Consider the following 23,871-nt stretch of genomic DNA (forward strand, 5'->3'; position numbering starts at 1 on the left):
AAAAAAACCCGCACTGGTCAGGTGCGGGCTTTTTCTTGATTTATCCTGTATGCGTTAGCCCGCACCGTTACCTGTGGTAATGGTGGTGGTAATAATGATTGTGATAATCAGGCTGTCATTACGCATTTGAAATTTATCGTCTGTCTGTAAAAACTGTCTGCTTTCAGAAGTAAAGCAAAGTACCGGCTAAGTCAATTATTTTATCAAGCAGGGCCAGGAGTAGCGACAGCGACGGCAAGCGCTTTTTTGCCCGCAAGCCAATTTATTATGTTATCTTTTTCTTATAAAGCCGTAAAAAAATCTAACCTCAATTTGTTTATCAGAATTTATATCTATAATTTTTTTCTATAGCATGCCACAGGGTTCAGAGGGAAACGCATGGCCGTCCTGCCTGAACGGCTTAACGCCGCTTGTCTTACCATGACAGCCACCGGCCTGAAAAAACGGCAATCGCTGTCTGCCTGAGCACAGGTTTGATCGGTCAACACAAACCCGCCCAATCAGATGACACAGCTGGTTTTAGCTAAGTCTCAGGCAAAAGAAGCCTTATCGATAAATAATACCTATCCTATCAATCAGTTAAATTTTACCAAAAGGCAATGTAAACTGTGGGTTAACGTACGATGTTCGAACGTTAATGCTTTTCTATGTTTGTCAGCTAAACCAGTCTCTTGGTCAGCGTTTTTCACTAAAGTGTTAACGTGCTACAATAAGTTTGATGCAGGTCAATCAGATGTTAATTTACCGCATCACGATAGTTGTTGTTACTGCTGTGTCGCCGTCAAAACAGTTAGTATACGACCGTTCAGGCACTTCTGCGGCATGCAGGATCTGTCCTGATCGCTGCGCGGTGCCCAACACCGCCGCAGCAACGGCAAGTCCTTGCATCATCTGGCACTAACCCAGATCTGTTACCCGGATATCGGACGCAAAAAGCAACGCTGTGACCTCCATATTGGGTGCCAGGCCGTTGTTGAAGGTACAGGGATGCCGTACCAATAACATAATTCTGTACTGCTGTTGTTATTTTCTGGCCGTTAATACCAGGTTCTCGCCAGGGCAACAGCCGTATGTCCTGTTTCGATTTTTGTTGGCAATTTTAGGTAGCGATCACATGCAGACCCCGCACATACTTATCGTTGAAGACGAATTAGTCACTCGTAATACGCTCAAAAGTATTTTTGAAGCCGAAGGCTACATGGTTTATGAAGCGACGGGTGGCGCTGAGATGCACCAGATTTTGACCGATAACGACGTCAATCTGGTGATCATGGACATCAACCTGCCCGGCAAAAATGGCCTGCTGCTGGCGCGTGAACTGCGTGAGCAGGCAAGCGTGGCGCTGATGTTTTTGACGGGCCGTGATAACGAAGTTGATAAAATTCTCGGGCTGGAAATTGGTGCTGATGACTATATCACCAAGCCATTTAACCCGCGCGAGCTTACTATTCGGGCGCGCAACCTGCTTTCACGCACCATGAACCTGGCGGCCGTTAGCGAAGATCGTAAGCTGGTGGAAAGCTATCGCTTTAACGGCTGGGAACTGGAGATTAACAGCCGTTCACTGGTCAGCCCTCAGGGCGAGCAGTACAAGCTGCCGCGCAGTGAGTTTCGCGCCATGCTGCATTTCTGTGAAAATCCAGGCAAGATCCAGACCCGTGCCGATCTGTTAAAGAAAATGACTGGCCGTGAACTTAAGCCCCATGACCGTACCGTTGATGTGACCATCCGTCGCATCCGTAAACATTTTGAATCCAATCCTGATACGCCGGAAATCATCGCCACCATTCACGGCGAAGGTTACCGTTTCTGTGGTGAATTACAGGACTGATCTCGGCGGGACGGGCGCTGTTGAGCTGCCCGTCCCACGGCTTACCTCTTTGTCCTGACCTGCAACCCCGGGCTATTTACTCCACGGCATAATCGGCACGGCGCTAAGCGCATTTTTTGGCGAACCATCCACCACCTTATCTGAATAGCTCAGATAGATCAGCGCATGACGATTCTTATCGTAGAAACGCACGACCTGCAGCTTCTTGAACACCAGTGAGGTGCGCTGCCGGAATACCACGTCCCCTTCCGCTTTACCCTGTGCGATCTTGTCACTAAGTTCAACCGGACCAACTTGCTGACAGGAAATGGCAGCATCCGCAGTATCTTCAGCCAGTCCCAGCCCCCCTTTGATGCCGCCGGTTTTCGCGCGGCTGAGATAGCAGGTGACATTTTTAACATCCGGGTCATCGAAGGCTTCAACCACAATCTTATGATCCGGGCCAAATATCTTAAAGACGGTATCCACTGAACCCACCTGCTCCGCCTGCAACGCCGCAGAGCAAAACAAAGTTGAAGCGACTACTAACATTTTTTTAATTGTCATAACGTTACCATTTCAATGAAAATATCGGACATTGTAAATTACCCCGCAAATGAAGCACGGTTTGATCATTCTGATATATCGTGGCTGATAGTGGTGGACAGCTGGTGTTTTTACAAAAAAACCTGATATTTTGCTTTGACAATTAGTGCTAGTATTCATTGTCTTTGCTTTTATTGCATCAAAACCGAGTCACATGAGGACGATATATGGACCAAGCCGGTATCATTAGAGATTTGCTTGTCTGGCTGGAGAGCCACCTTGATCAACCGTTATCACTTGATAACGTCGCAGCAAAAGCAGGTTACTCAAAATGGCATTTACAAAGAATGTTCAAAGACGTCACCGGTCATGCCATTGGCGCCTATATTCGTGCCCGCCGCCTGTCTAAAGCAGCAGTGGCTTTACGTTTGACCAGCCGCCCTATTCTGGACATTGCGCTGCAGTACCGTTTTGATTCGCAACAAACCTTCACCCGCGCCTTTAAAAAACAATTTTCCCAAACGCCCGCCTGGTATCGCCGCTCGTCCGACTGGATTGCGTTTGGCCTGCGCCCGCCGATCCGCTTTGGCAACTATGTGATGCCGGAGCCAAGCTGGGTCACGTTGCCTGAAACCGTGCTGGTTGGATTGGCCCAAAGCTATTGCTGTGCGCTGGAGCAGATTTCCACTTTCCGCGATGAAATGCGCCTGCAGTTCTGGCGTCAGTTTTTGACCGAAACAGACACGGTTCCACCGATACTGTACGGCCTGCACGAGGCACGCCCCAGCAACGATAAAGATGATGAGCAGGAGATCTTCTATACTACAGCGGTGTTGTCTGACCAAATGTCCAGCCAGCTGCACGCCACGCACACGGTGCTGCTGGAAGCCGGTGACTATGTGCAGTTTACCTATAAAGGCCCACGCAGCGGGCTGCAAGAATTTGTACTGCAGGTCTACGGTACCTGCATGCCAACATTAAAACTCACGCGGCGTAAGGGGCAGGATATCGAGCGCTTCTATACCCACGGCGGTAAAAAGCGTTCTGAGCCACCGACCGATATTCACTGCGAGTATCTGATCCCCATCCGCCGTCAGCCAGAAGCAATCTGATAGCACCCGCTGACTGTACAAAGCGCTGGCGCGCTTTCCCCGGCTGTTTAACACAGGTACGAAAGAGTCAAATCGTACCTGTTTGATCAATATAAGGTGATCCTTATGTTCAGCTTCACGGCCAGCGAGGTCAAAATGCAGTTTGATGATGTGTTCGTCAATACGCGGCGCGAACCGGTTGTTCTGATCAGGAACGGTGATCTGGTAAATGGCCCTGAGTATTTCAGCACACTAAGGGAAAAGCGTGTGATCCATGACCCGCAAGTTACCCGCCCGGCAATACGCTATCGGGATAGAACATTCTTTGATAAGCCAAACCAGCGAGGCCCTGATAAGGAAGAGGAGTTCATGCGTCAGCAGCACACCAGCATGGCAATAGTGGGGAAGAATCCGCGTCCGGGAACGCCGCGTGACGAGGTTCGCCAGGGACTGCGCTTCTTCCCCCAGCGGACGCCACAAAGTTGACTTCGCCGGGCGACGCACGGGGTAAACATCACCGCCGTGCTACACCAAAGCCAGGATCCTGAACAGCATCTTTGATCGCCAACATCATGCTGCATAGAACGCCAACTCACTGCTAATCAAACCCTTACTCATAAACCCGATCATTCTGCATCATCACCACCAGAATAAGTCGTGCCGATAATGCGGCGCCCTTCTGCTGTGCAACAGTCAGCGCTGCAGCTCATCGAGCGCCGTATCATCAAGATGTGCAACATCACCCGCCGTTTCCACCACCCAACCGGAGGCCAGCCACGGGCTTTGCTGATGGTCGACGCGGGAAATTGAGCAGTTACGCAAGCGCAAGCGGCGTTCCGCATTAGCCGGCAGGCCAAGGATGGTGCTCAACAGCACGCCCAGCGCCATACCGTGGCTGACAATCAGCGGGCGGCTGCCTTCTGGCAGTAACAGGCAGGCATCCAGCGCCTGACGCATCCGCTGGGCCATTTCGCTCATCGACTCGCCCTGGGGGATACGGCCGTTTTCCGTGCCGTCCACCAGCGCTTTACGCCAGCTCTCTTCTTCTGCACTCAGTGAGTCCAGCTCACGCTGCTCCAGCACCCCCATATTCAGCTCGCGCAAGCGAGGGTCGAGGAGCACTGAGCAGCCGCAAGCATCGGCAACTATCTCGGCGGTACGGCGGGTACGGCCCAGATCGCTGGTGATCACATGGGTAATGCCAAGGTTTTTCACCCGCTGCCCCACCTGATAAGCCTGCTGCTCTCCTTTCTCAGTCAGCGCGCTGTCTGACTGCCCCTGAATGCGACGCGCCGCATTCCATAGCGTTTCTCCGTGGCGAACAAGATAGACCTGTAACATGCTTTTTTCCGTTATACTGCGACAAATTTGCGTAGAGGGTTCAAACAATTATGTACCATGTTGTCGCTGCTACCATCAATCCAGCCAAAATTAAGGCAATTTCTCAGGCGTTCAGCGATATCTTCGGAGCAGGATCCTGCCATATTGAGGGTGTCGAGGTCGACAGCGGCGTTGCTGCGCAGCCGATTTCAAACACGGAAACGAGAACTGGCGCACGCCAGCGCGTGATGAACGCGCGCCAGGTCAGACCGGAAGCCGACTTTTGGGTGGCGATCGAAGCCGGAATTGAAGATGATACCGCGTTCGCATGGATGGTGGTAGAAAACCAAAAGCTGCGCGGTGAGTCGCGCTCTGCCAGCTTTACGCTGCCCGCCATCGTGATGAAAGGCATTCATCAGGGGCGCGAACTGGGGGAAGAGATGGCACGTCTGACCGGCATTGAGAATATCAAGCACAAAGGCGGCGCGATTGGCGCTTTTACCGCCGGTCACCTGACGCGCTCAAGCGTGTACCATCAGGCACTGATCCTCGCGCTCTGCCCTTTCCATAACGACATCTACCAGCGCAAGGTGGATGACGAGGATTCAGACCTTAGCTGAATTCGTTAACAGCTGCGCTTCCAGCCAGGCTTTCAATGCCGGAGGCGCGCTTTTGAGGCTGTTAGAACCGCGTGTAATCGTCGCTATGCCGGCTCCAAGTTCATTTTTCAGTTCCCGCTGGCTCATTTCACCGCGCATCAGTTCTTCAACAATACGTAAACGCGTCCCCAGCGCCTCACGCTCATCCGGCGTCAACATCAGTTGCAGCAACGGCAGCTGTAGATCGCTCTGACAGGCACGCTGCAATAGCGTGGCAAAGCGCTGCCAGTCTTTATCTGGCGCATCGGCGCTAGTGGTAACGGATGAGTAGTTGGTCATAATGGTGAGCTGCCATACTATTTAACTAGTACAACAGCATACCATTATAACCTGTCAACTTGAAGCCGCCAGCCTGTAGCGGGCGATCAGTAGCGTTGCTGCCATTCCTTATCGGCAAACAGCTTGTCCGACTGGTTAAGGAAATGACGGTAATAGGCATCGTAGGCCAGCACGTTTTTTACGTAGCCCCGGGTTTCAGAGAACGGAATGGTTTCGATAAACGCCACTACGTCCAGCTTCCCGGCGCTGTTACCCTGCCAGGTACGTACCCGCGACGGCCCGGCGTTATACGCCGCCGAGGCGAAAATACGGTTCTCACCGAACTGCTGATAGACCGATTCCAGGTACTGCGTGCCAATCTGAATATTGGTTTCTGCATCCAGCAGCTGGCTGCTGTTGCTGTAACCCTCAATGCCAAATTTGCTGACGGTGTGCCGGGCAGTGGCTGGCATGACCTGCATCAGGCCGGATGCCCCGACCGGCGAGCGCGCTTTCGGGTTCCAGGCGCTTTCCTGGCGGGCAATCGCCATCGCATAGCTCTTCGGGATCGCCTTGCCGTTGATGTAGCGCGCAAACTGCGGCTGCCAGGCAAGCGGGAAGCGCTCCTGCAGGCTGTTCCACAGTTTGCCGGTGATCGTTGCCTGCACGCTCAAATCCCACCAGTTTTGTGACAGGGCGTAGCTGGCCAGCATCTGCTGCTGGGCGGTGGAGCGGCTGGAGATCAGATAGCTCCACTCGCTGCGCGCCAGGTTATCCATGCCCCAGTACATCAGTTCACGCACGCGGGCCATTTCCGTGCCTTGCGTCAGGCTGCCGTCAACCGCCGGGGCTTTATCCACCTGCAACGGGTAATCAACGCCCAGCTTCTGCGCCGCCGCCATCGGATAGAAACCGCGCTGCTGCATCAGCTTGCGCAGAATGCCCTCTGCCTCATGTTTGCGGCCCTGCTCAAGTAGCAGATCCGCCTGCCAGTACTGCCACTCATCTTTCTCTTTGGCTTCAACCGGCAAGCGGGCAATCCAGGTATTCATGCCCTGGCGGTCGTTATTGCCAAGCGACATGCGCACCCGGCGTTCGAGCAGCGTGGTAGAGTCGCTGCGCATCACCACATCATCGCGCCAGCGCGCCTGCTCGCTGGTGATATCGTTGCTCATCAGACGCCAGGCCACCGCCTCTTTCAGCTCCTGCCGCTGCTGCTCATCCAGTTTTTGCAGTTGTACCAGGCGCGGTATCAGCTGCCGCGCCTGCTCCGCATCGCTGCGCGCAAGGCTGGCAAACGCTATCGCGCTGGCCTGGCGGGTAAAGTCAGTCGGCCCTACGCTGGCGGCAAACGACTCCAGCGTCTGCGGATTATTTTGCAAAGCCAGCACCGCGTTGGCGATCGTCTGGTAATCATCAGGCAGCTGCTTCGCCAGCGTGTTGACCAGGCTGGTGTTGCCGGCTTTCATCGCCAGGCGAATGCGCTCAAGGGTGGTGACAGGTTTTTGCTGCCCGGCCTGCTGCCAGGCATTGAACAGCTTGTCACAGGCGGCTGGTAATGTGCTCCCCGTCAGCCAGATGTCTTTAGCCCCTTGCCAGGCGAGATGCGGATGCCCGCTGGACCATTTCGCGTAGTACCAGTTACAGCGCGCAGCGACCGGCTTGGGCGGCTGTGGGCTGAATACCAACAGCCCGCGCCAGTCTTCACGCGCCGCCAACTGGTTAACAAAGCGCGCGGGAAGCGAAGCCACCGGCGGCAGCGTCGGGTAGCGTTTGATAAACGCATTCACCGCCAGCCCGGTTTCCTGATCAAGGTTTTGCGCCAGCTGGCGGTACTCAAGATAGGGATACAGCGGATAATCTCGCAGTGTGGGCATCAGCTGCTCCACGACGTCCATCTGTTTGTTATCCCACGCCTGCTTGATTTGCAGGTAGCGGGTACGTTGTTCGTCGAGTGAGTCTGCCCGCACGCTGCCGGTAACCACCGTTAAACAGGCCGCCGCTATCCACCACTGCCACTTGTCTGCCATGACTTTCTTCACGTTACCGCCTCGTTTTGCCTGAACCGCCGAATGAACTGCCTTTATGCTAACCAGAAGCGGCCCTTCCTGCCATGAGCACAACAAATATTTACTGAATCAAGCGCGTTTACCAGCCCCGATATTGCTCAAGCCGCACGCAGCCATTGTGCAATATGCCAGCAGCCTGTTGAAAACATCACTTTTATAGAAGTAAAAACAGGCATGCGCTTTGCCCTGTTAGATCTCATTTTGTATAGCAAACGGAATGCATCTTATGGCTTTGACCACCGGGTTGACGTGAAAGTACTGGCGGCAACTTTTCAGCCGCATCCCCGGCAGCTGCTGCCGGTGCCGGACAGGCTACTGGCAGAACTTTCCACTGACAACAACGCATGGCTGTATGTCGCTACCCCGGAGCCGTTACGCCCCCGGCTGGAGCCGCTGCTGGCCCGCTGACAACAGCCGCCGCCCTCGCTACCGCTGTTTGGCGTGCCAATGCGGTTAAAGACAATATTGATGTGGCGGGCTGGCCGATCGGTAGCGGGTCATGTGACGCCGGCGAGATCATACAGCGCGTTTTTGGCAAAGATATGGCAAAGGACAGCGTGCATGGCCTGGTGGCGATATAAGCAAACATGGCTGTGTTGCGCCGACGTTTACGCATCTGTCTTGCTGAAGGTAAACTGCAAGCCAGGTAAACGCGTTCAGCAAACCTGTAACGTCTCATCATCCGCGATAATGGATTAAGTCATATGGAAACCCGGCGCGACAAGCGCATTAACAGACTGGCCCAGGCGTTGAAACGCCTCGACAAAATGCACCTGAAAGAAGCGGCACGGCTGCTGGCGGTTTCTGAGATGACCATTCGCCGCGATCTGAACGAAGCGGGTGGCGCGGTGGCGCTACTCGGCGGCTATCTGGTTGCCGATCCGATGCTTCACCGCAATCCCTATTTTGTTTCTGACCGGCAGCTGCAGCAGGTGGCGCAGAAACGCCTGCTGGGACAGCTGGCGGCCCCGCTGATTGCCGCCCGGGATACCGTCTGGTTTGACTGCGGCACCACGGTGCCATGGATTATCGACGCCATTGACGGCGATCTGCCGTTTACCGCCGTGTGCTGTGCGATGAACACGTTTATCGCGCTAAAAGAAAAACTCGCCTGTCGGGTGATCCTGTGCGGCGGTGAGTATCACCCGGATAACGCCATTTTTACCCAGCTCGGTCAGCCGTCGCTGATGGAAAGTCTGTGCCCGGATAAAGCCTTTATTTCCGCAGCCGGAGTCAGCCTGCAGCAAGGTGCCAGCTGCTATAACCTCAATGAGCTACCGCTCAAACATCTGGCGTTACAGCGCTCGCGACATAAGTTTCTGGTAGCGGACAGCAGCAAGTTCGGCCAGGTGCTGCCGGCGCGCATTGCCCCCCTTAGCGCCTTTGATCTGCTGATCAGTGATGCGCAACCGCCTGAAGATCTGCCAATTGCGGTAACCGCACCCTAAACCGGCTGAAATGCAATGAAACAGCGCAGATTAAATATGAAGTTGCTTGCAGCTACGACAATGACATCTGGAAGTTGGGTTGGTGGTTTTATAAACTCTGATAACCACTGCGAAAAGTCCTGCTTTTGACCTTATCTGATTGATAGAAGGTCTCACATCGCTGGTAAACAGGAGGTTTGGTTTAATATCATTAAGGCAGAAAATGATCAAAAAACGTCATCGGTCTGATGTGCGCGGTTGCCCCGCAGATCGGCAAGATAGCCTGACGGGATCTTCAGGTGATGGCATACCGTTTAATCGTGCCCACTCAAAACCGACGTGGGGTATATCAAACATGGCGCCTCTGAAATGAAGTCACCTGTTTGCGCAATCGAGGGCAGATTGACCGAAATCGAAACCGGCAACAGCCTGGTGAAATCCACGCTAAATGCTTCCGCAGCCGCTTTTGCTATCATCTTTGCTTGTTGCGCCCGCTTCTCTGGCAACTCTGTTTGCAAGATACAGGATGCCCTTAAGGCTGAATGCTCAGAAACCTCAGTCGCCCCCTGCTCAAGGATTTTCATACCCGGATTGACTCGCCCAGGGCAGCGGGTGGTTGCTATACTGGTAACTCCATTCGCGACAGGTAGGATAACGCGCGAAAAAACGCTAAAATTCGCCGCATCATGTCTGGCCTTCGCGCCACACCGGTGCGCGCTGGCGTTGACAGCCGCTGCGGGTGCAGAATTTATTGCGACGCAGATGGCGCATCACCGGCCGGATCAGAACATGCCCGGCTGGCCCATAAGAAGTTCAGGCAACCTCAGAAACCCGTTAACCAGAGGCTCAAACTAACGTGGCTCAATTCGTTTATAGCATGCACCGCGTGGGCAAAGTCGTCCCGCCGAAGCGTCATATTTTAAAGAACATCTCCCTTAGCTTCTTCCCGGGTGCCAAAATCGGCGTTCTGGGCCTGAACGGCGCGGGAAAATCCACCCTGCTGCGCATTATGGCCGGCATCGATAAGGATATTGAAGGGGAAGCCCGCCCACAGCCGGGGATTAAAATCGGCTACCTGCCACAGGAACCCCAGCTGAACCTGGAACACACCGTCCGTGAATCAGTAGAAGAAGCCGTTGCTGAAGTGGTTGGTGCGCTAAAGCGCCTTGACGAAGTGTATGCGCTGTACGCGGCAGAAGACGCTGACTTCGATAAGCTGGCGAAGGAGCAAGGCGTGCTGGAAGAGATCATCCAGGCGCACGATGGCCACAACCTCAATACCCAACTGGAGCGCGCCGCCGATGCGCTGCGTCTGCCGGACTGGGATGCGAAGATCGCTAATCTTTCAGGGGGTGAGCGCCGCCGTGTAGCCCTGTGCCGTCTGCTGCTGGAAAAGCCGGACATGCTGCTGCTCGACGAACCGACCAACCACCTGGATGCCGAATCCGTGGCCTGGCTGGAACGCTTTCTGCACGATTTCGAAGGCACGGTGGTGGCGATTACTCACGACCGTTACTTCCTTGATAACGTTGCCGGCTGGATCCTGGAGCTGGACCGCGGCGAGGGTATTCCGTGGGAAGGTAACTACTCTTCGTGGCTGGAGCAAAAAGACGCGCGTCTGGCACAGGAAGCCTCTTCCGAAGCCGCCCGTCGCAAATCAATTGAGAAAGAGCTGGAGTGGGTGCGCCAGGGGGCTAAAGGCCGTCAGTCAAAGGGCAAAGCCCGCCTGGCACGCTTTGAAGAGCTGAACAACACGGACTACCAGAAGCGCAACGAGACCAACGAACTGTTTATCCCACCGGGCGCGCGCCTGGGTGATAAAGTGCTGGAAGTCAGTAATCTGCGTAAATCTTACGGCGACCGCCTGCTGATTGACGATCTGACCTTCTCCGTACCGAAGGGCGCGATTGTCGGCATCATCGGCCCGAACGGCGCAGGTAAATCCACCCTGTTCCGCATGATGTCCGGTCAGGAACAGCCTGATTCCGGCAGCATCGTGCTGGGAGATACCGTTAAGCTGGCCTCGGTAGATCAGTTCCGCGACAGCATGGATAACAGTAAAACGGTGTGGGAAGAAGTCTCCGGCGGCCAGGACATCATGCGCATCGGCAATAGCGAAATGCCGAGCCGTGCTTATGTCGGCCGCTTTAACTTTAAAGGCGTCGATCAGGGCAAGCGCGTGGGCGAACTGTCCGGCGGTGAGCGCGGTCGCCTTCATCTGGCCAAGCTGCTGCAGGTGGGTGGCAACGTGCTGCTGCTGGATGAACCGACCAACGATCTGGATATCGAAACCCTGCGCGCGCTGGAGAATGCCCTGCTGGAGTTCCCGGGTTGCGCCATGGTCATCTCGCACGATCGCTGGTTCCTTGACCGCATCGCCACCCATATTCTGGATTACCAGGATGAGGGCAAGATCGAGTTCTTCGAAGGTAACTTCACCGAATACGAAGAGTACAAAAAGCGTACGCTGGGCGCGGAAGCGCTGGAGCCGAAGCGCATCAAGTACAAACGTATGATCAAGTAATACCTGCCGCGACCGTCTGGCGGTCGCTGTGGTTGTTGAAGGGTCGATCCGTCCGGGATCGGCCCTTAACGATAAAAATCGCGCAGTATTTCTGACCGCATGGCAAAATCAACAAAGCGCGACAGCGCCGGTGAATTCAGCTTACGACTCGGGTAAACCAGCCACAGTTCATTGCCCTCCACTTCCCACGCCGGCAACACCTGCACCAGCTTTTCACAGCACAAAAAACGCGGCAACAGGGTGATCCCGCCCGAAGAAAGCGCACACTCGCGCGCATAGAGCAGATTATCCGTCATATGGGTGGGTGGCAGCAGCCAGCGATAATACTCATCGTTGCGCTGCAGTAGCCATTCATTCCAGGCGCGATGAGCAATACAGCGATGCTCCGACAGCTGACGGGGATGAGCAAGCGGCGGGTAATCAGCAAGATAACCCGGCGATGCCACCAGCCGCCGCTGGCCGTCGCCAATACGCCGGCCTATCAGCGATGAATCCTGCGGCTTTCCGGTACGCAGCGCCACGTCAAACCGGCTCTGCACCAGGTCGCACATCTCATCAGAAACAGACACCTCCAGCGTTACGTCCGGGTACTTCTGCTGAAAGGCGGTGTTTACCCGCGCCAGCAGGGTGGCGGCAATACCGGCGGGAGAGGTGATGCGCAAACGCCCGCTGGGATTATCACGCAACCGTTCAATCGCCAGCCCGGCCCTTTCACTGGCCTGCACAATCTCCTGGCAGTGCACCAGATAACGCTCACCGGCAAAAGTCAGGTTAAGCTGACGTGTGGTACGGTTAATCAGCCTCAGCCCCAGCGTCTGTTCCAGCTGGTTGATGCGCTGGCTGACGCTGGATTTGGGTAACCCCGCACGCGTAGCCGCAGCGGTGAAGCTGCCGCACCCGGCGACCAGAGCAAACAGGGCCATATCCTGTAACTGTTTAAACGCCATTGTTTATCTCATACGAACGCTGAAAACATTATTGTCCATCTTATCACTGGCCCGATTGTTGCCTACACTGAATCTCACACCTTTAAGGAGACGCACCATGACGCACAATGCCATTGCTATTAACCCGGCAAACCCGCAGCAGTTTATTGCAATCCAGCAGCCGCAGCTGACCCCCAACGAATACGATCTGCTGGTTGAAGTGAAAGCCGCTTCGGTCAATCCGGTAGACACCAAAGTGCATAAAGGCGCACAGAAAAATGGTCTGCAACAGCCGCGCATACTCGGCTGGGACGCCAGCGGCGTGGTGCTGGCGGTGGGAAACAAGGTGAGCGGCTTTGCCGTGGGTGATGAGGTTTTCTACGCCGGTGATATTACCCGCCCCGGTAGCAATGCCACGCATCAGCTGATTGATGCACGCATCACCGGCCACAAGCCGAAAACTCTCGACTGGGCACAGGCGGCAGCCATCCCACTGACCGCGCTGACCGCATGGGAAGGGCTGTTTGACCGCCTGCATATCGACAGTGAAGGTGAAGGTAAGACACTGCTGATCGTCGGCGGAGCCGGCGGCGTTGGATCGCTGGCTATTCCCTTTGCGAAACTGCATAGCAAGGTGAAAGTGATCGCCACCGCTTCGCGCCCGGATTCGCTGCAGTGGTGCCTCGATCGCGGCGCTGACCTGGTGATCAACTATCATGACATGGCTGGTGAGCTGGAGAAGCATGGCCTGAAGCAGGTTGACTATATTTTCTGTCTGAATGATACAGACGGTCACTGGCAAGCCATGAGCCAGCTGATTGCGCCGCAAGGCCAGATCTGCACCATCGTGGAAAACGCCGGGCCGCTGGATATGGAGCAGCTAAAGCTGAAAAGCGCTGCGCTGCACTTTGAATTTATGTATACCCGCAGCATGTTTACTACCCCGGATATCGCCCGCCAGGGTGAAATTCTCAACGCCACGGCGCAGCTGCTGGATGAAGGTAAAATAACCACGTCGCTCAGTAAGACTTTGCACGGTTTAAGCGTGGAGACGCTGTCTGAAGCGCATCGTCTGGTGCTGGAAGGCCATATGCGTGGCAAAGTGGTAATGGTTTACTAAGCGCGCCTGCCGATCCTGATAGTGAGGATCGGCCTTTTCCTTGATCCTGGCAGCCGTGCCACTTGAGCATCATCATCCTTCTGCAGCCAGGATCAGCTACCGTTGTTGAAGTTATAGGTGAAGGTCGCACTGAAACGCCAGTCGCGCCTGCTGCTGTCAATCGGCACATCGGCAATCGGACGTGCCGCTTCCAGCGTCAGTGCATAGTGTCGGTTGTCACCAAACATCACCCCCGCACCGTAAGATGCCAGCTTCTGGCTGGATAAGCCCGATTGATGAAAAGCGGTATGGGCAGCGTCGACTTTCACATAAGGCTGAATGGTTTTAACCCAGTCCCCCGTGCTGCGATCGTGCAGATAACGCATCTCGACCTGTCCACCCATCCCGTAATCACCCGTCGCATCGGAGTCAGGATAACCACTGCCGAAACGAAAAGCGCCAAAGGTAAGGCGTTCCGGCTCGGGCAATGAACTGTCAGACCAGTCTCCTTCAACTGCGCTACTCAGACGCCATTTTTGGTTAAATACCCAGGCAGCATCACCATTGAAACGCCAGCGGGTAAAAGAGAGATCCCCGGGGCCGGTGGTATTGCTGGCTCCCAGGCCGTCTATTCCCTGACGCACGCTGAAGCGCGTATTCCAGCTGGCCTGCTGATACTGATGACTGCCGGAGAGGTTAAGCTCTACCGCCGGATAGCGAATTTGCTGGTTGATGGCGGGCAGATCCGCCGTTATCCCCCCCTGCTCGGCCTGCAGAGTATAGTCATAACGTTTATGAACGTAGTCCAGCTCCCCGCCGAGGCTCCATTGCTGCTTTGCTGTCAGTAAGAGCGGATAGTTCAGCCCCACCCCGGCGTTGTACAGCACCTCTTTTTCACGCGCATTAATATTCACGCCGTTAGCCTGTGTCAATATCGTGGTGAAGTCTTTGGGGTTTTGGTTGAGATAACTGCCTTTAACCTGTAGCTGCAGGCCATCATCACCCAGATATTGTTGATAGTTAAGCCCCAGGTACGATTCACGGGTTTGATTATTTAGCGGGATGATAGTGGCCACGCCCAATTGCTCAGCATAGGGCGTTAAACCGCTCAGCGTGGCGCTCACTAAATCCAGACTTTGCTTTTTGCGTATATCCAGGGTGTTAATCACATTCCAGTTATGGCTACGCTGCGCGTCGACCTCCAGATTGGTCGCACCATAAATATTATTGGGAGCTTGCGCCGTTGCCTTCACTTTGGTATCAGGCGTTCTCGACATCAGCATGCTGTAACGGTCGAAGGTATCCTGGGTTAGCGGTTTCTCTGCCATAATCCGCTGCGACAGCGCGCCAAGCCAGCGACCAGTCTGCTGGTTATCGCTACGAATCTGGCTGTTAGCGACATATCCTTCTACCAGACCAATGTTAAGCACCCCCTGGTGGAAATTATCGGCAGGGATATAGGCATAGGAGAGAGGATAGCCCTCGCGATGATAACGTTGGGTGATGCTGTCGACGGCTGCCATTAACGTTTGCAGGGAAACCTTATTCCCCACCAGCGCGTTAAATGGCTGCATCAGGGTGACCAGTGGATATCGGGTTCCACCAACAAAGTGGATACGTTCAAAGGTGACAAGGGTTTGCAACGTCATCGCTGGCGACGGCGCGGCTAATTCAGGCAGTGCCCCTGGCGGTGTAAGCTGGTTCACGGGTTCGGGGCCTGACACATCTCTGGACTGCCGGGTGGGATTATTTGGGTCAACCAGCGCTGGCAGCATTTCGCCTGAGCTTTGGCCACTAACAACGGTGATAAAAACAACGACGCTTAATTTTATTTTCAAAGTAATTGTCTCCATTAGCCCGTTCCGGGCAAAAGAACCCCCTGCAAGCAGGGGGCATTTAAAGACATTCCGTTGTTAGTGGTGCGGGGCGATTAACCCTGAATTCAGTCCAGATGTTAAGCCGTTTACCGTATTACCAATCAGCGGTAAACCACCAGATGAAGCCGCGCCTCCAGGCGTGGTGACGATATTACCCAGTGAGCCACTCGCCGCAGCCGATCCTGCAACGGCAGTCGCCACACTTCCCAGAGGCCCGCTCGCCGCAGCGGCTCCTGCTCCACTGAGTGACAGGCTGCCACTCAACAGTCCGCCGGATAAACCATTACCCGACGGGGTAACAAGCCCACCGGTTTGGGAAACCGCTATCCCGGTATTCTGCACGGCCTGACCAAGACCGTTTAAAGCAGGTGTCGTGGTGCTGATTTGCGTTCCGACGCCGGTCACAATGTTACCCACACTGTTAAGTAAACCGCTGACAGGCGCACCCAAACCGGTTGCGCCACCCACGCCCTGGGTCACGTTTTGCACCTGTCCTACCAGCGGAGTTACCAGGCCAGTTGCGGCCGTGGTCACACCCGATGCAGGACCAGACTGCAGGCTCTGCGCCAGCCCGTTGCCCGTTGAGGTTACCAGCCCCCCGACGGCGCTAACCAGGTTGCCAGCGGTGCCAGTGGCTCCGCCGAGCGGCGTATTACCCGTGCTGCCGGACAGAGAATTTCCCAGCCCGCTGATACCGGTTCCAAGAACCGCTACCCCGGCAGGAACCCCTGCGGCGGTGACGCCGATAGCATTGGGATTAGTGCCTAACTGACCCACCCCATTTTGGATGCCGCTGCCGATGGTGGTAACGGCGTGTCCTGCGCTGTCAAGTAATGTGACAACGCCCGACCCGCCAACCGGCAGGCTACCAACGGGCGTCTGAGTAGCAATGCTGCTAACCTGTGACCCCACATTGCCGACCGCAGCCCCCAGGCTGTTAAGAATAGTACCGGTGGTGAGTACGCCGGAACCAGAACCGCCGCCGCCCGATGAGCCACCACCACCCGATGAGCCGCCGCCGGACCCGCTACCGTTACTTGCTCCGCTACCGCCCGATCCGCCCCCATTGCCGGAACTTGCCGCCGTGGTATTTTTTGCTGTATGGCCCGAACTACCGCCGCCGCCGCTACAGGCAGCCAGAGATAATGCAAGCAGGATTGCCAGCCCAATCTTTCCCAGCCGGCCGGGATTGTCAGGGCGCATGATAGGCCCTCCACAATGAACACGCCCGTTGGCGCACTTTAAGTATATGCGTTTACGCATTTTATGCGATGCGCGCTGGCTGTTTATTTTTCAGGCAAAAAAGACCTGATTTATGTGATAATTTACAATGAGATAGGAGGAAATACCGACGGGAAAAAGCAGGGGAAAAAATGAACCACATAACCGGCCACGGGCTGATTGTGATCGCGGCTGCAAACCTGAAAAAAAGCATACGGATCACCACTGACCGTCAACCGCAAACGTTGGTTACTGAAGGGGTACAGCAATATTAAGGTCACGCCTGGGAAACAGGCGTGATGGTCGCAGACAGCCGGAACCCGCCCGGCGCTGCCCGCAAGTACAATTACGATTGAGCGCCGAGCATCTCTTTTACCAGCTCCACGCAGCGTAAAAAACGCTCATCGTAGTTATCCTGTTTTACCTGCACATAGCGGATATTATTCTCTTCCAGCATCGTGATCAGCAGCGCCTGAAACTCTTTGCGATCCACCGAACTGCCCAGGCTGCGTAATCCATCCGCTACCCAGGGCACGTTGTTCTCCACCAGGATTACCAGGTCGAAACGATACTCATCGATCATCGCCTGCACAAACGGATGTTCACGCCCTTCATACTTTTTGCAGAATGCCTGGGTGGTGACAAAATCGGTATCGATAAATGCCACCCTGTTGGCGTATTTCACCGCAAAGTCGATGTACTGCGCCTGGCCAAGAGCGATTTTGTCGTAGTCGGAGTACTGTAACGCCATCTCGTCGCCGCCCAGATGCGAGAAGACATAGTCGCGGCCAAACTCCCAGGCGCTGGTGGTATTGAAAATATTAGCCAGCTTGTTAACCAGCGTTGACTTACCACTCGATTCACCGCCGAGGATCGCCACGGTGCGCACAAAGAACGGCTTCACCTCAGTGGGGATATATTCCCAGTAGTGGAACGGATCCTGACGGATTTGGCCGCCGCTGATATTCATAAATGAACGCTGCGGATCGATCAGCACCGTTTCCACACCAAGGTGAGCGCGGAACTGCGGCGCATCGGCTTCTTCGCTGGTGTAGATCAAATCCGCGATAATGCCCCGATCTGCCATAAACTCTTGAATACCGGCGCTCCACACGTCCCAGCCGTGCGGGTACGGCTCCATCCCCTCTTCATTGAAAGAATGAATATGGATGTTCTTCTGGTATTTGAACGTTTGCAGCAGCCAGCGCAGACGGTCGCTCACCGTAGGCTGCTGCGACATGGCGCTGTCTTCGAACAGCTTACGGTCACGCTGCTCGTCGTAGCCCATGATGATATGCAGTTCATCGACCTGGCTACAGGCGCGCTGGATAAGATAAATATGCCCGGTATGCAGCGGGTAGAACTTACCGACGACCACGCCAATGGTCTTTTCCCGACGTGGAAATTCCAGCCCGAGAAAGCGGTGCAGCGCCTCCAGCTTCTGCGCGCCGGGGCTTTTGATTTTGGCATTGAGCAACTGGCTGAGATAGCCCTTAGTCATGCCGCTGGCATCGGCCACCTGTTGCAGAGTACAGCCCTGCTGCCGGATTGCGGTTTTAAGATAGTCAAAAGACGACACGTATGCCTCCTGCAGGATCGGCGGGCCATGCTGCCCCGCGTCATGTCATTATAGGTCGTCAAGGATGGCCAGCGCATCGGCCAGCTTCTTCACACCGTACACTTTCATATATTCCGGCGGCTTCTTCGGCACGTTGGCGGCTGGAACAATCGCCCGGCGGAATCCATGTTTGGCCGCTTCAGAAATACGCTCCTGCCCGCTGGGTACCGGGCGTATTTCTCCTGCCAGCCCCACTTCACCAAAGACCACCAGATCCTGCGGCAGCGGACGGTCGCGCAGACTGGAGACCATCGACAGCATCAGCGCCAGGTCGGCGCTGGTTTCCGTTACCTTGACGCCACCGACCACGTTGACGAACACGTCCTGATCGGCCATTTGCAGGCCGCCGTGGCGGTGCAGCACCGCCAGCAGGATCGCCAGACGATTCTGCTCCAGCCCGACGGCAACGCGCCGGGGGTTACCCATCATCGAATGGTCTACCAGCGCCTGGATTTCGACCAGCAGCGGACGCGTCCCCTCCCACAGCACCATCACCGAGCTGCCGGAAGTGATTTCGTCACCACGGCTTAAGAAGATGGCAGACGGGTTGCTGACTTCGCGCAGCCCCTGCCCGGTCATGGCAAACACGCCCAGCTCATTGACCGCACCAAAACGGTTTTTATGGCTGCGCAAAGTACGAAAGCGCGAATCGGCATCGCCATCCAGCAGCACCGAGCAGTCAATACAGTGCTCCAGCACCTTGGGGCCTGCCAGCGAACCATCTTTAGTGACGTGGCCGACCATTACGATAGCCACACCTTTGGTTTTAGCAAAACGCGTCAGATAAGCGGCGGTTTCACGCACCTGGGCAACGCTGCCGGGTGAAGACTGGATATCCGCCATATGCATCACCTGGATCGAGTCAATCACCATCAGCTTCGGCTGTTCCTGTTCAGCGATCAGGCAGATCTGCTCAATGCTGGTTTCCGACAGCATATTCAGGTTGGCGGTGGGTAACCCCAGCCGATGGGCGCGCATGGCGACCTGTTGCAGCGACTCTTCCCCGGTGACGTACAGGGTTTTCATCCCCTCGGCCAGCCTGCACAGAGTTTGCAGTAGCAGAGTACTTTTCCCGGCACCGGGATTGCCGCCGATCAGAATGGCACTGCCCGGCACCACGCCGCCGCCGAGCACGCGGTCAAACTCTTTGAAGCCGGTAGAGAAACGCGGTAACTCATCCAGGCTGATTTCCGACAGCTTCTGCACCCGGCTGGGGCCAGCGCTGCCGGCATAACCCGTCAGACGTTCATTGCGCGCCACGGTGGGCGATGCCGCCAGCCGCACTTCGGTGATGGTATTCCAGGCATGACAGGCGCTGCATTGCCCCTGCCAGCGAGGATAATCTGCGCCGCATTCGTTACAAACAAAGGCGCGCTTTACCGCTTTGGCCAAATCTTCCCCTTAACGCTCTTCGTGGATCAGGCTGCCACTGAGAATGCAGAACACCCCCAGCAGGTCAGCATGACGAATAATGAATTCGCTTTGTTGATTGACCTTCGGCTTGGCGTGGTAAGCAATCCCCAGCGCGGAGGCTTTGATCATTGGCAGGTCGTTGGCACCATCGCCAACGGCAACGGTCTGCTGCGGTGAAATGGCAAAACGCGTCGCCAGCTGGCGCAGCGTCTCGGCTTTGTATGCGGCGTCAACAATATCGCCCACGACTTCACCCGTCAGTTTACCATCGCGGATTTCCAGCTCGTTGGCAACCGCAGCCGACAATCGCAGCGTATCACGCAGATATTCAGCAAACCAGGTGAAACCGCCGGAGGCAATGGCCACATGCCAGCCCAGCGCTTGCAGCTTTTGCACCAGTGAAGTCAGGCCCGGCATCAGCGGCAGCTCGTCACGTACGGTTTGCAGGATACGGGCATCCGCATCTTTCAGCGTCGCCACGCGCTGACGCAAACTGGTGGCAAAGTCCAGCTCGCCGCGCATCGCGCGTTCGGTGACCTCGGCCACCTGTGCGCCGCTGCCCGCCAGCCTGGCAATCTCATCAATACACTCGATCTCAATCGCCGTCGAATCCATATCCATCACCAGCAAACCCGGCGTTTTCAGATGCGGGATGCGGCCCAGCGGCGCAACATCCAGCCCGGCTTCATGCGCCAGGCGGGCCGCCAGCGGCGTCAGTGAACCGGCAAGACGCACCACCTGGTAGTCTTCCACCGCCCAGGCGCTGACAATGACCATCGCTGCCCCCAGCTGGTGTTGGTAGGCGGTGAGGCGGGCTTTGTCGAGTTGCCGCCCGTATAGCAGCCAACCGCTGCGGCCAGCACGGTAGTCAAGCGGCATCACTTCATCGCCGCTTAAAGAAAGAGGTAATCCCGGCCAGAGAGAGACTTCTGCAGGCAGGTCGCACCAGGTCAGACTGTTTGGCATTACAGCTCCTGTAAGAACTTTCACCCCGTTACGCGTAAACGAGGAGCGTATTAAAACCTGGCAAGAGGCTACCCTGTAAGCCCGCCTTCTGGCAACATAAAGCTATCCCCGCCTGACTTCAGGCGGCAGATGTTCATCTGGCAATTTTAAGGGTCGACATGGCAAAAGCCAAAATCAAGTTTCGCCTGCACCGCACGGCGATCGTACTGATTAGCCTCGCGTTACTGGTTGTGCTCATGCAGGGCGCATCATGGTTCAGTCTGAGCCACCAGGCGGCACGTTCCGAACAGGTAGAAGAGCTGGCGCATACCTTGACCCGCCAGGTGGCCTGGAGTCTGACGCCGCTGATGGATAATTCAGACGATAACCAGCAAAAAATCGTCGACACGCTCAACCAGTTGACGCACGAAAGCCGTATTCTTGATATTTCACTGTACGATGGCTCGGGCAACCTGGTGGCACACAGCGGTCAAAATATCAATGTGCGCGATCGCCTGGCGCTCGACGGACAGCGGGCCGGCAGCTATTTCAACCATCAGATTGTACAACCGCTGGAGAGTAAAGACGGCCCCGGCGGTTTCCTGCGCGTCACGCTGGATACCCATGTGCTGGTCACCGAAGCTAAACAGGTGGATAACACCACCAATATTCTGCGCCTGATGATGCTGCTGGCGCTGGCTATCGGCATCATTCTCACCCGTACGCTGCTGCGCGACCGCCGCACCCGCTGGCAGCAGTCACCGTTCCTGCTTACCGCCAATAACCCGGTGAAAGAAGACGATGAGGATGATTCATCGTCGGCCAACGCGGAAAAATAACCCGGCCAGCCGCTAAAGCTTCAGTTCACTTACGCCATCCGCGCAATGTGCCCGGCCAGCCCGTGCAGCTGCTGCTGCATCTCCGCCGCCAGCTGCCGAAAGCCCGAACTGAAGGCGCATTCTGCGCTGATAAACTGCCAGTACTGCCCGGCCATTTCCAGTGCGGTTTGCCAGTGGTGCTGGCTCACGCTGTCATCAAGCCGAAGCGCCACGGCGCTGTCGCGCATATAACCGGCGCTGTTCGGTGCAAAGCTCATCGGCAACATGTCATAGGCTGGCGTCAGCCGTAAGCCGCCATCGGTGAGGAAAAACGACAGGTTGCCGGCGTGCATATCGCCGTTGGCAATCAGGCGACCAAATGCCCACTGTAACGTGCCGCGCTGTGCATCGCGATCGCTCAGGCGCTTCTGCTGCACCAGCTGCTGTAATGCTGCAGGCCAGTGGTGCGGATTGCCGATAAACTCTGCCTGCACCGCCTCAAGGGAGACCATGCTGTGCCGCCCGTTTTCCCCTGCGCGGTCAAAGCGCACCACCTCAAGGAACAGTTGACCGTTGCCGGCGGCTATCAGCGCCGTCTGCGCCGCTGCCAGCCCATGCTGTTGCATCAGCCGTAACGCCAGCGCCTCGGCACGCAGCAGATCGCACCAGCGCTGGCTGTTTTCGTTAGCGCGCGCCGGGGTAAATTTAACTAAAACATGTGCCAGACTGCCGTCGGGCAGCTCGGCCAGGCTGGCAAACTTAGGCTGTTCGCCCCCCGCAGAAGAACCGGGTTGCTCGCCGGCCAGAACCTCGCTGGCCAGTTGCGGATAACGGGTGGCTTTGTCGGCCAGCACTATCGCCGCCGGGCGTGGCTGTTGCAACCACTGCCGGTAGCTGTGCTGGCCGATCAGCCAGCTGCCCGTGACGTTGGCTCCCCGGCTGCTCAGTGCCAACAGACAATGATCGTCACTCCACTGGCGGATATCCTCCGGCAGCCCCAGCTGCCGCGCGCAGTCGCGGCCCCACGCCCGCCCAAGGAAGCCTTGCGGGCGCATATCGCTTAAATACCAGGGTAATCCGGGATAATAGTGCCAGCTGGCGCTTGCGTCCTGCACCACGCAGCTTCCCGCTGGCCAAACGCTGTAAAGTTGCCCGGCAGCATGGGCCTGACCGGCGATATCGATTTGCCACAAGGGAAACTGACTGACCTCGCGCAGCGGTCGCAGCAGGGCATAGCGCGTGGCGCGGGCGCGACCATATTTCAGCACCTGCGGCCGGGCCTTAATCAGGCGGGACAGCGTGGCCTGGCTGACGCCAAGCCGCGCCTGCAGGCTGGCGGCATCCAGCGGTCCCTGTAGCAGCAGTGACGTCAGATCGCTCATAATGAATAGATCGGTGGATAGATTGATGAATAGATAATTAGCACGTAATGGCCTGTGATAAAAGAAAAAAAGCTTTCAGGAGAGATGAAATATGAATAGATACTCAATAAAAAAGGCTGGCAGATACCAGCCTCGACAGGGGGAAATTACGCCTTATCGCCCAGCAGAACCGACTCCAGCGCGATCTCAATCATCTCGCTAAAAGTGGTCTGGCGCTCGGCGGCAGTGGTTTGCTCGTGGGTACGGATATGGTCGGACACGGTGCAGATCGCCAGCGCTTTGGCGCCGAACTCTGCCGCTACGCCATAAATACCGGCCGCTTCCATTTCCACACCGAGAATGCCGTATTTCTCCATCACGTCGAACATCTGCGGGTCCGGCGAGTAGAACAGATCGGCGGAGAAAATATTCCCCACGCGCGCTTTCACGCCCAACGCCTGTGCAGCATCAACCGCGTTGCGTACCATCTCGAAATCAGCAATCGCTGCGAAGTCATGGTCTTTGAAACGCATGCGGTTCACTTTGGAATCGGTACAGGCTCCCATGCCAATCACCACATCACGCAGCTTCACGTCGTTGCGTACCGCGCCGCATGAACCAACGCGAATAATCTTCTTTACGCCGAATTCAGTGATCAGTTCTTTGGCATAGATTGAGCAGGAAGGGATGCCCATACCGTGGCCCATTACCGAGATTTTGCGGCCTTTATAGGTGCCGGTATAACCCAGCATACCGCGTACGTTATTGACTTCTACGGCATCCTGCAGGAAGGTTTCAGCAATGTGCTTTGCGCGCAGCGGGTCACCGGGCATCAGCACCACGTCAGCGAAATCACCCATCTCAGCGTTAATATGAGGCGTAGCCATGT

Annotated in this window: 24 protein-coding genes and 1 other annotated feature (1 of these 25 only partly in view); of the genes, 10 read left to right on the forward strand and 14 right to left on the reverse strand. The window is 55.8% G+C overall.

Features of this window, described 5'->3' with window-relative positions:
* Window positions 1-119 (reverse strand) — a sequence feature (Thr leader region) (it extends 3 nt beyond the left edge of the window).
* Window positions 55-126: a thr operon leader peptide gene (gene thrL / locus JGC47_RS18045; protein ID WP_071524094.1), complete on the reverse strand. Its 72-nt coding sequence runs from the start codon at window positions 124-126 to the stop codon at window positions 55-57. It overlaps the preceding feature by 65 nt.
* A 988-nt stretch (window positions 127-1,114) precedes the next feature.
* Here thrL and arcA point away from each other — a divergent pair.
* Window positions 1,115-1,831 carry a two-component system response regulator ArcA gene (arcA, locus tag JGC47_RS13970; RefSeq protein WP_004159791.1) on the forward strand — a complete coding sequence of 239 codons (717 nt, stop codon included), beginning with the start codon at window positions 1,115-1,117 and terminating at the stop codon, window positions 1,829-1,831.
* 72 nt (window positions 1,832-1,903) lie between these two features.
* On the opposite strand, the gene creA is transcribed toward arcA, so the two are convergent.
* The gene (gene creA / locus JGC47_RS13975; protein ID WP_004159792.1) at window positions 1,904-2,377 is read right to left on the reverse strand and encodes a protein CreA; all 474 of its coding nucleotides are present in this window, start codon (window positions 2,375-2,377) and stop codon (window positions 1,904-1,906) included.
* Window positions 2,378-2,583: 206 nt separating this feature from the next.
* Here creA and robA point away from each other — a divergent pair, with 206 nt between their 5' ends.
* Both robA and JGC47_RS13985 read left to right on the forward strand, forming a co-directional pair.
* Window positions 2,584-3,468, forward strand: a complete 885-nt coding sequence (gene robA / locus JGC47_RS13980) for an MDR efflux pump AcrAB transcriptional activator RobA (protein WP_004159793.1) — start codon at window positions 2,584-2,586, stop codon at window positions 3,466-3,468.
* 105 nt (window positions 3,469-3,573) lie between these two features.
* Window positions 3,574-3,933: a hypothetical protein gene (locus JGC47_RS13985; RefSeq protein ID WP_013035854.1), complete on the forward strand. Its 360-nt coding sequence runs from the start codon at window positions 3,574-3,576 to the stop codon at window positions 3,931-3,933.
* Between the two features lie 207 nt (window positions 3,934-4,140).
* On the opposite strand, the gene gpmB is transcribed toward JGC47_RS13985, so the two are convergent.
* Window positions 4,141-4,788, reverse strand: a complete 648-nt coding sequence (gpmB, locus tag JGC47_RS13990; RefSeq protein ID WP_004159795.1) for a 2,3-diphosphoglycerate-dependent phosphoglycerate mutase GpmB — start codon at window positions 4,786-4,788, stop codon at window positions 4,141-4,143.
* Between the two features lie 50 nt (window positions 4,789-4,838).
* On the opposite strand from gpmB, the gene yjjX reads away from it, so the two are divergent.
* Window positions 4,839-5,387: an inosine/xanthosine triphosphatase gene (yjjX, locus tag JGC47_RS13995; RefSeq protein WP_004159796.1), complete on the forward strand. Its 549-nt coding sequence runs from the start codon at window positions 4,839-4,841 to the stop codon at window positions 5,385-5,387.
* Here the strand turns inward: yjjX and trpR are convergent.
* Together trpR and sltY are read right to left on the reverse strand one after the other, a co-directional pair.
* Window positions 5,373-5,705: a trp operon repressor gene (trpR, locus tag JGC47_RS14000; RefSeq protein ID WP_004159797.1), complete on the reverse strand. Its 333-nt coding sequence runs from the start codon at window positions 5,703-5,705 to the stop codon at window positions 5,373-5,375. The genes yjjX and trpR overlap by 15 nt on opposite strands.
* An 86-nt stretch (window positions 5,706-5,791) precedes the next feature.
* Complete coding sequence (sltY, locus tag JGC47_RS14005; protein ID WP_004159798.1) at window positions 5,792-7,714, reverse strand: murein transglycosylase; 1,923 nt, start codon at window positions 7,712-7,714, stop codon at window positions 5,792-5,794.
* Window positions 7,715-7,927: 213 nt separating this feature from the next.
* On the opposite strand from sltY, the gene JGC47_RS14010 reads away from it, so the two are divergent.
* Entirely contained in the window at window positions 7,928-8,161 is a 234-nt protein-coding gene (locus tag JGC47_RS14010) for a hypothetical protein (protein ID WP_004159802.1), read from the forward strand.
* A gap of 296 nt (window positions 8,162-8,457) precedes the next feature.
* Window positions 8,458-9,201, forward strand: a complete 744-nt coding sequence (gene deoR / locus JGC47_RS14015; RefSeq protein WP_004159804.1) for a DNA-binding transcriptional repressor DeoR — start codon at window positions 8,458-8,460, stop codon at window positions 9,199-9,201.
* A gap of 293 nt (window positions 9,202-9,494) precedes the next feature.
* Here the strand turns inward: deoR and JGC47_RS14020 are convergent, their stop codons facing one another.
* A complete protein-coding gene (locus tag JGC47_RS14020; protein WP_223386160.1) occupies window positions 9,495-9,764 on the reverse strand; it encodes a hypothetical protein in 270 nt (89 codons plus the stop codon).
* 272 nt (window positions 9,765-10,036) lie between these two features.
* On the opposite strand from JGC47_RS14020, the gene ettA reads away from it, so the two are divergent.
* Entirely contained in the window at window positions 10,037-11,704 is a 1,668-nt protein-coding gene (gene ettA / locus JGC47_RS14025) for an energy-dependent translational throttle protein EttA (protein WP_004159807.1), read from the forward strand.
* A gap of 65 nt (window positions 11,705-11,769) precedes the next feature.
* Here the strand turns inward: ettA and JGC47_RS14030 are convergent, their stop codons facing one another.
* Window positions 11,770-12,651: a LysR family transcriptional regulator gene (locus JGC47_RS14030; protein ID WP_004159809.1), complete on the reverse strand. Its 882-nt coding sequence runs from the start codon at window positions 12,649-12,651 to the stop codon at window positions 11,770-11,772.
* Between the two features lie 97 nt (window positions 12,652-12,748).
* Here JGC47_RS14030 and JGC47_RS14035 point away from each other — a divergent pair, with 97 nt between their 5' ends.
* Window positions 12,749-13,750, forward strand: coding sequence for a zinc-binding alcohol dehydrogenase family protein (locus JGC47_RS14035; protein WP_004164798.1), 1,002 nt, complete (start codon window positions 12,749-12,751; stop codon window positions 13,748-13,750).
* A 92-nt stretch (window positions 13,751-13,842) separates the two neighbouring features.
* Here JGC47_RS14035 and JGC47_RS14040 read toward each other — a convergent pair whose 3' ends face one another.
* Together JGC47_RS14040 and JGC47_RS14045 are read right to left on the reverse strand one after the other, a co-directional pair.
* On the reverse strand, window positions 13,843-15,582 hold the full coding sequence (locus JGC47_RS14040) for a ShlB/FhaC/HecB family hemolysin secretion/activation protein (protein WP_004159813.1): 1,740 nt from the start codon (window positions 15,580-15,582) through the stop codon (window positions 13,843-13,845).
* 60 nt (window positions 15,583-15,642) lie between these two features.
* Window positions 15,643-16,809 (reverse strand): collagen-like triple helix repeat-containing protein, encoded by a 1,167-nt coding sequence (locus JGC47_RS14045; protein WP_004159815.1) that lies wholly within the window; start codon window positions 16,807-16,809, stop codon window positions 15,643-15,645.
* Window positions 16,810-16,979: 170 nt separating this feature from the next.
* Between JGC47_RS14045 and JGC47_RS17810 the strand changes: the two genes are divergently transcribed.
* Complete coding sequence (locus JGC47_RS17810) at window positions 16,980-17,102, forward strand: hypothetical protein (RefSeq protein ID WP_004159817.1); 123 nt, start codon at window positions 16,980-16,982, stop codon at window positions 17,100-17,102.
* 71 nt (window positions 17,103-17,173) lie between these two features.
* On the opposite strand, the gene nadR is transcribed toward JGC47_RS17810, so the two are convergent.
* Genes nadR through serB form a run of 3 tightly spaced genes read right to left on the reverse strand, consistent with a single transcriptional unit; the run spans window position 17,174 to window position 20,824 of the window.
* On the reverse strand, window positions 17,174-18,406 hold the full coding sequence (gene nadR, locus JGC47_RS14050; RefSeq protein ID WP_004159818.1) for a multifunctional transcriptional regulator/nicotinamide-nucleotide adenylyltransferase/ribosylnicotinamide kinase NadR: 1,233 nt from the start codon (window positions 18,404-18,406) through the stop codon (window positions 17,174-17,176).
* A gap of 48 nt (window positions 18,407-18,454) precedes the next feature.
* Window positions 18,455-19,837, reverse strand: a complete 1,383-nt coding sequence (gene radA / locus JGC47_RS14055) for a DNA repair protein RadA (RefSeq protein WP_004159819.1) — start codon at window positions 19,835-19,837, stop codon at window positions 18,455-18,457.
* A gap of 9 nt (window positions 19,838-19,846) precedes the next feature.
* On the reverse strand, window positions 19,847-20,824 hold the full coding sequence (gene serB / locus JGC47_RS14060; RefSeq protein ID WP_004159820.1) for a phosphoserine phosphatase: 978 nt from the start codon (window positions 20,822-20,824) through the stop codon (window positions 19,847-19,849).
* 158 nt (window positions 20,825-20,982) lie between these two features.
* Between serB and JGC47_RS14065 the strand changes: the two genes are divergently transcribed.
* Window positions 20,983-21,642, forward strand: coding sequence for a YtjB family periplasmic protein (locus JGC47_RS14065; RefSeq protein ID WP_004159822.1), 660 nt, complete (start codon window positions 20,983-20,985; stop codon window positions 21,640-21,642).
* Window positions 21,643-21,671: 29 nt separating this feature from the next.
* Here the strand turns inward: JGC47_RS14065 and yjjJ are convergent, their stop codons facing one another.
* Window positions 21,672-23,003 (reverse strand): type II toxin-antitoxin system HipA family toxin YjjJ, encoded by a 1,332-nt coding sequence (gene yjjJ / locus JGC47_RS14070; RefSeq protein WP_004159823.1) that lies wholly within the window; start codon window positions 23,001-23,003, stop codon window positions 21,672-21,674.
* A 146-nt stretch (window positions 23,004-23,149) separates the two neighbouring features.
* Window positions 23,150-23,869, reverse strand: coding sequence for a purine-nucleoside phosphorylase (gene deoD, locus JGC47_RS14075; protein ID WP_004159824.1), 720 nt, complete (start codon window positions 23,867-23,869; stop codon window positions 23,150-23,152).
* Between the last annotated feature and the right edge of the window lie 2 nt (window positions 23,870-23,871).

The organism is Erwinia amylovora (genome assembly GCF_017161565.1).
GTDB lineage: Bacteria > Pseudomonadota > Gammaproteobacteria > Enterobacterales > Enterobacteriaceae > Erwinia > Erwinia amylovora.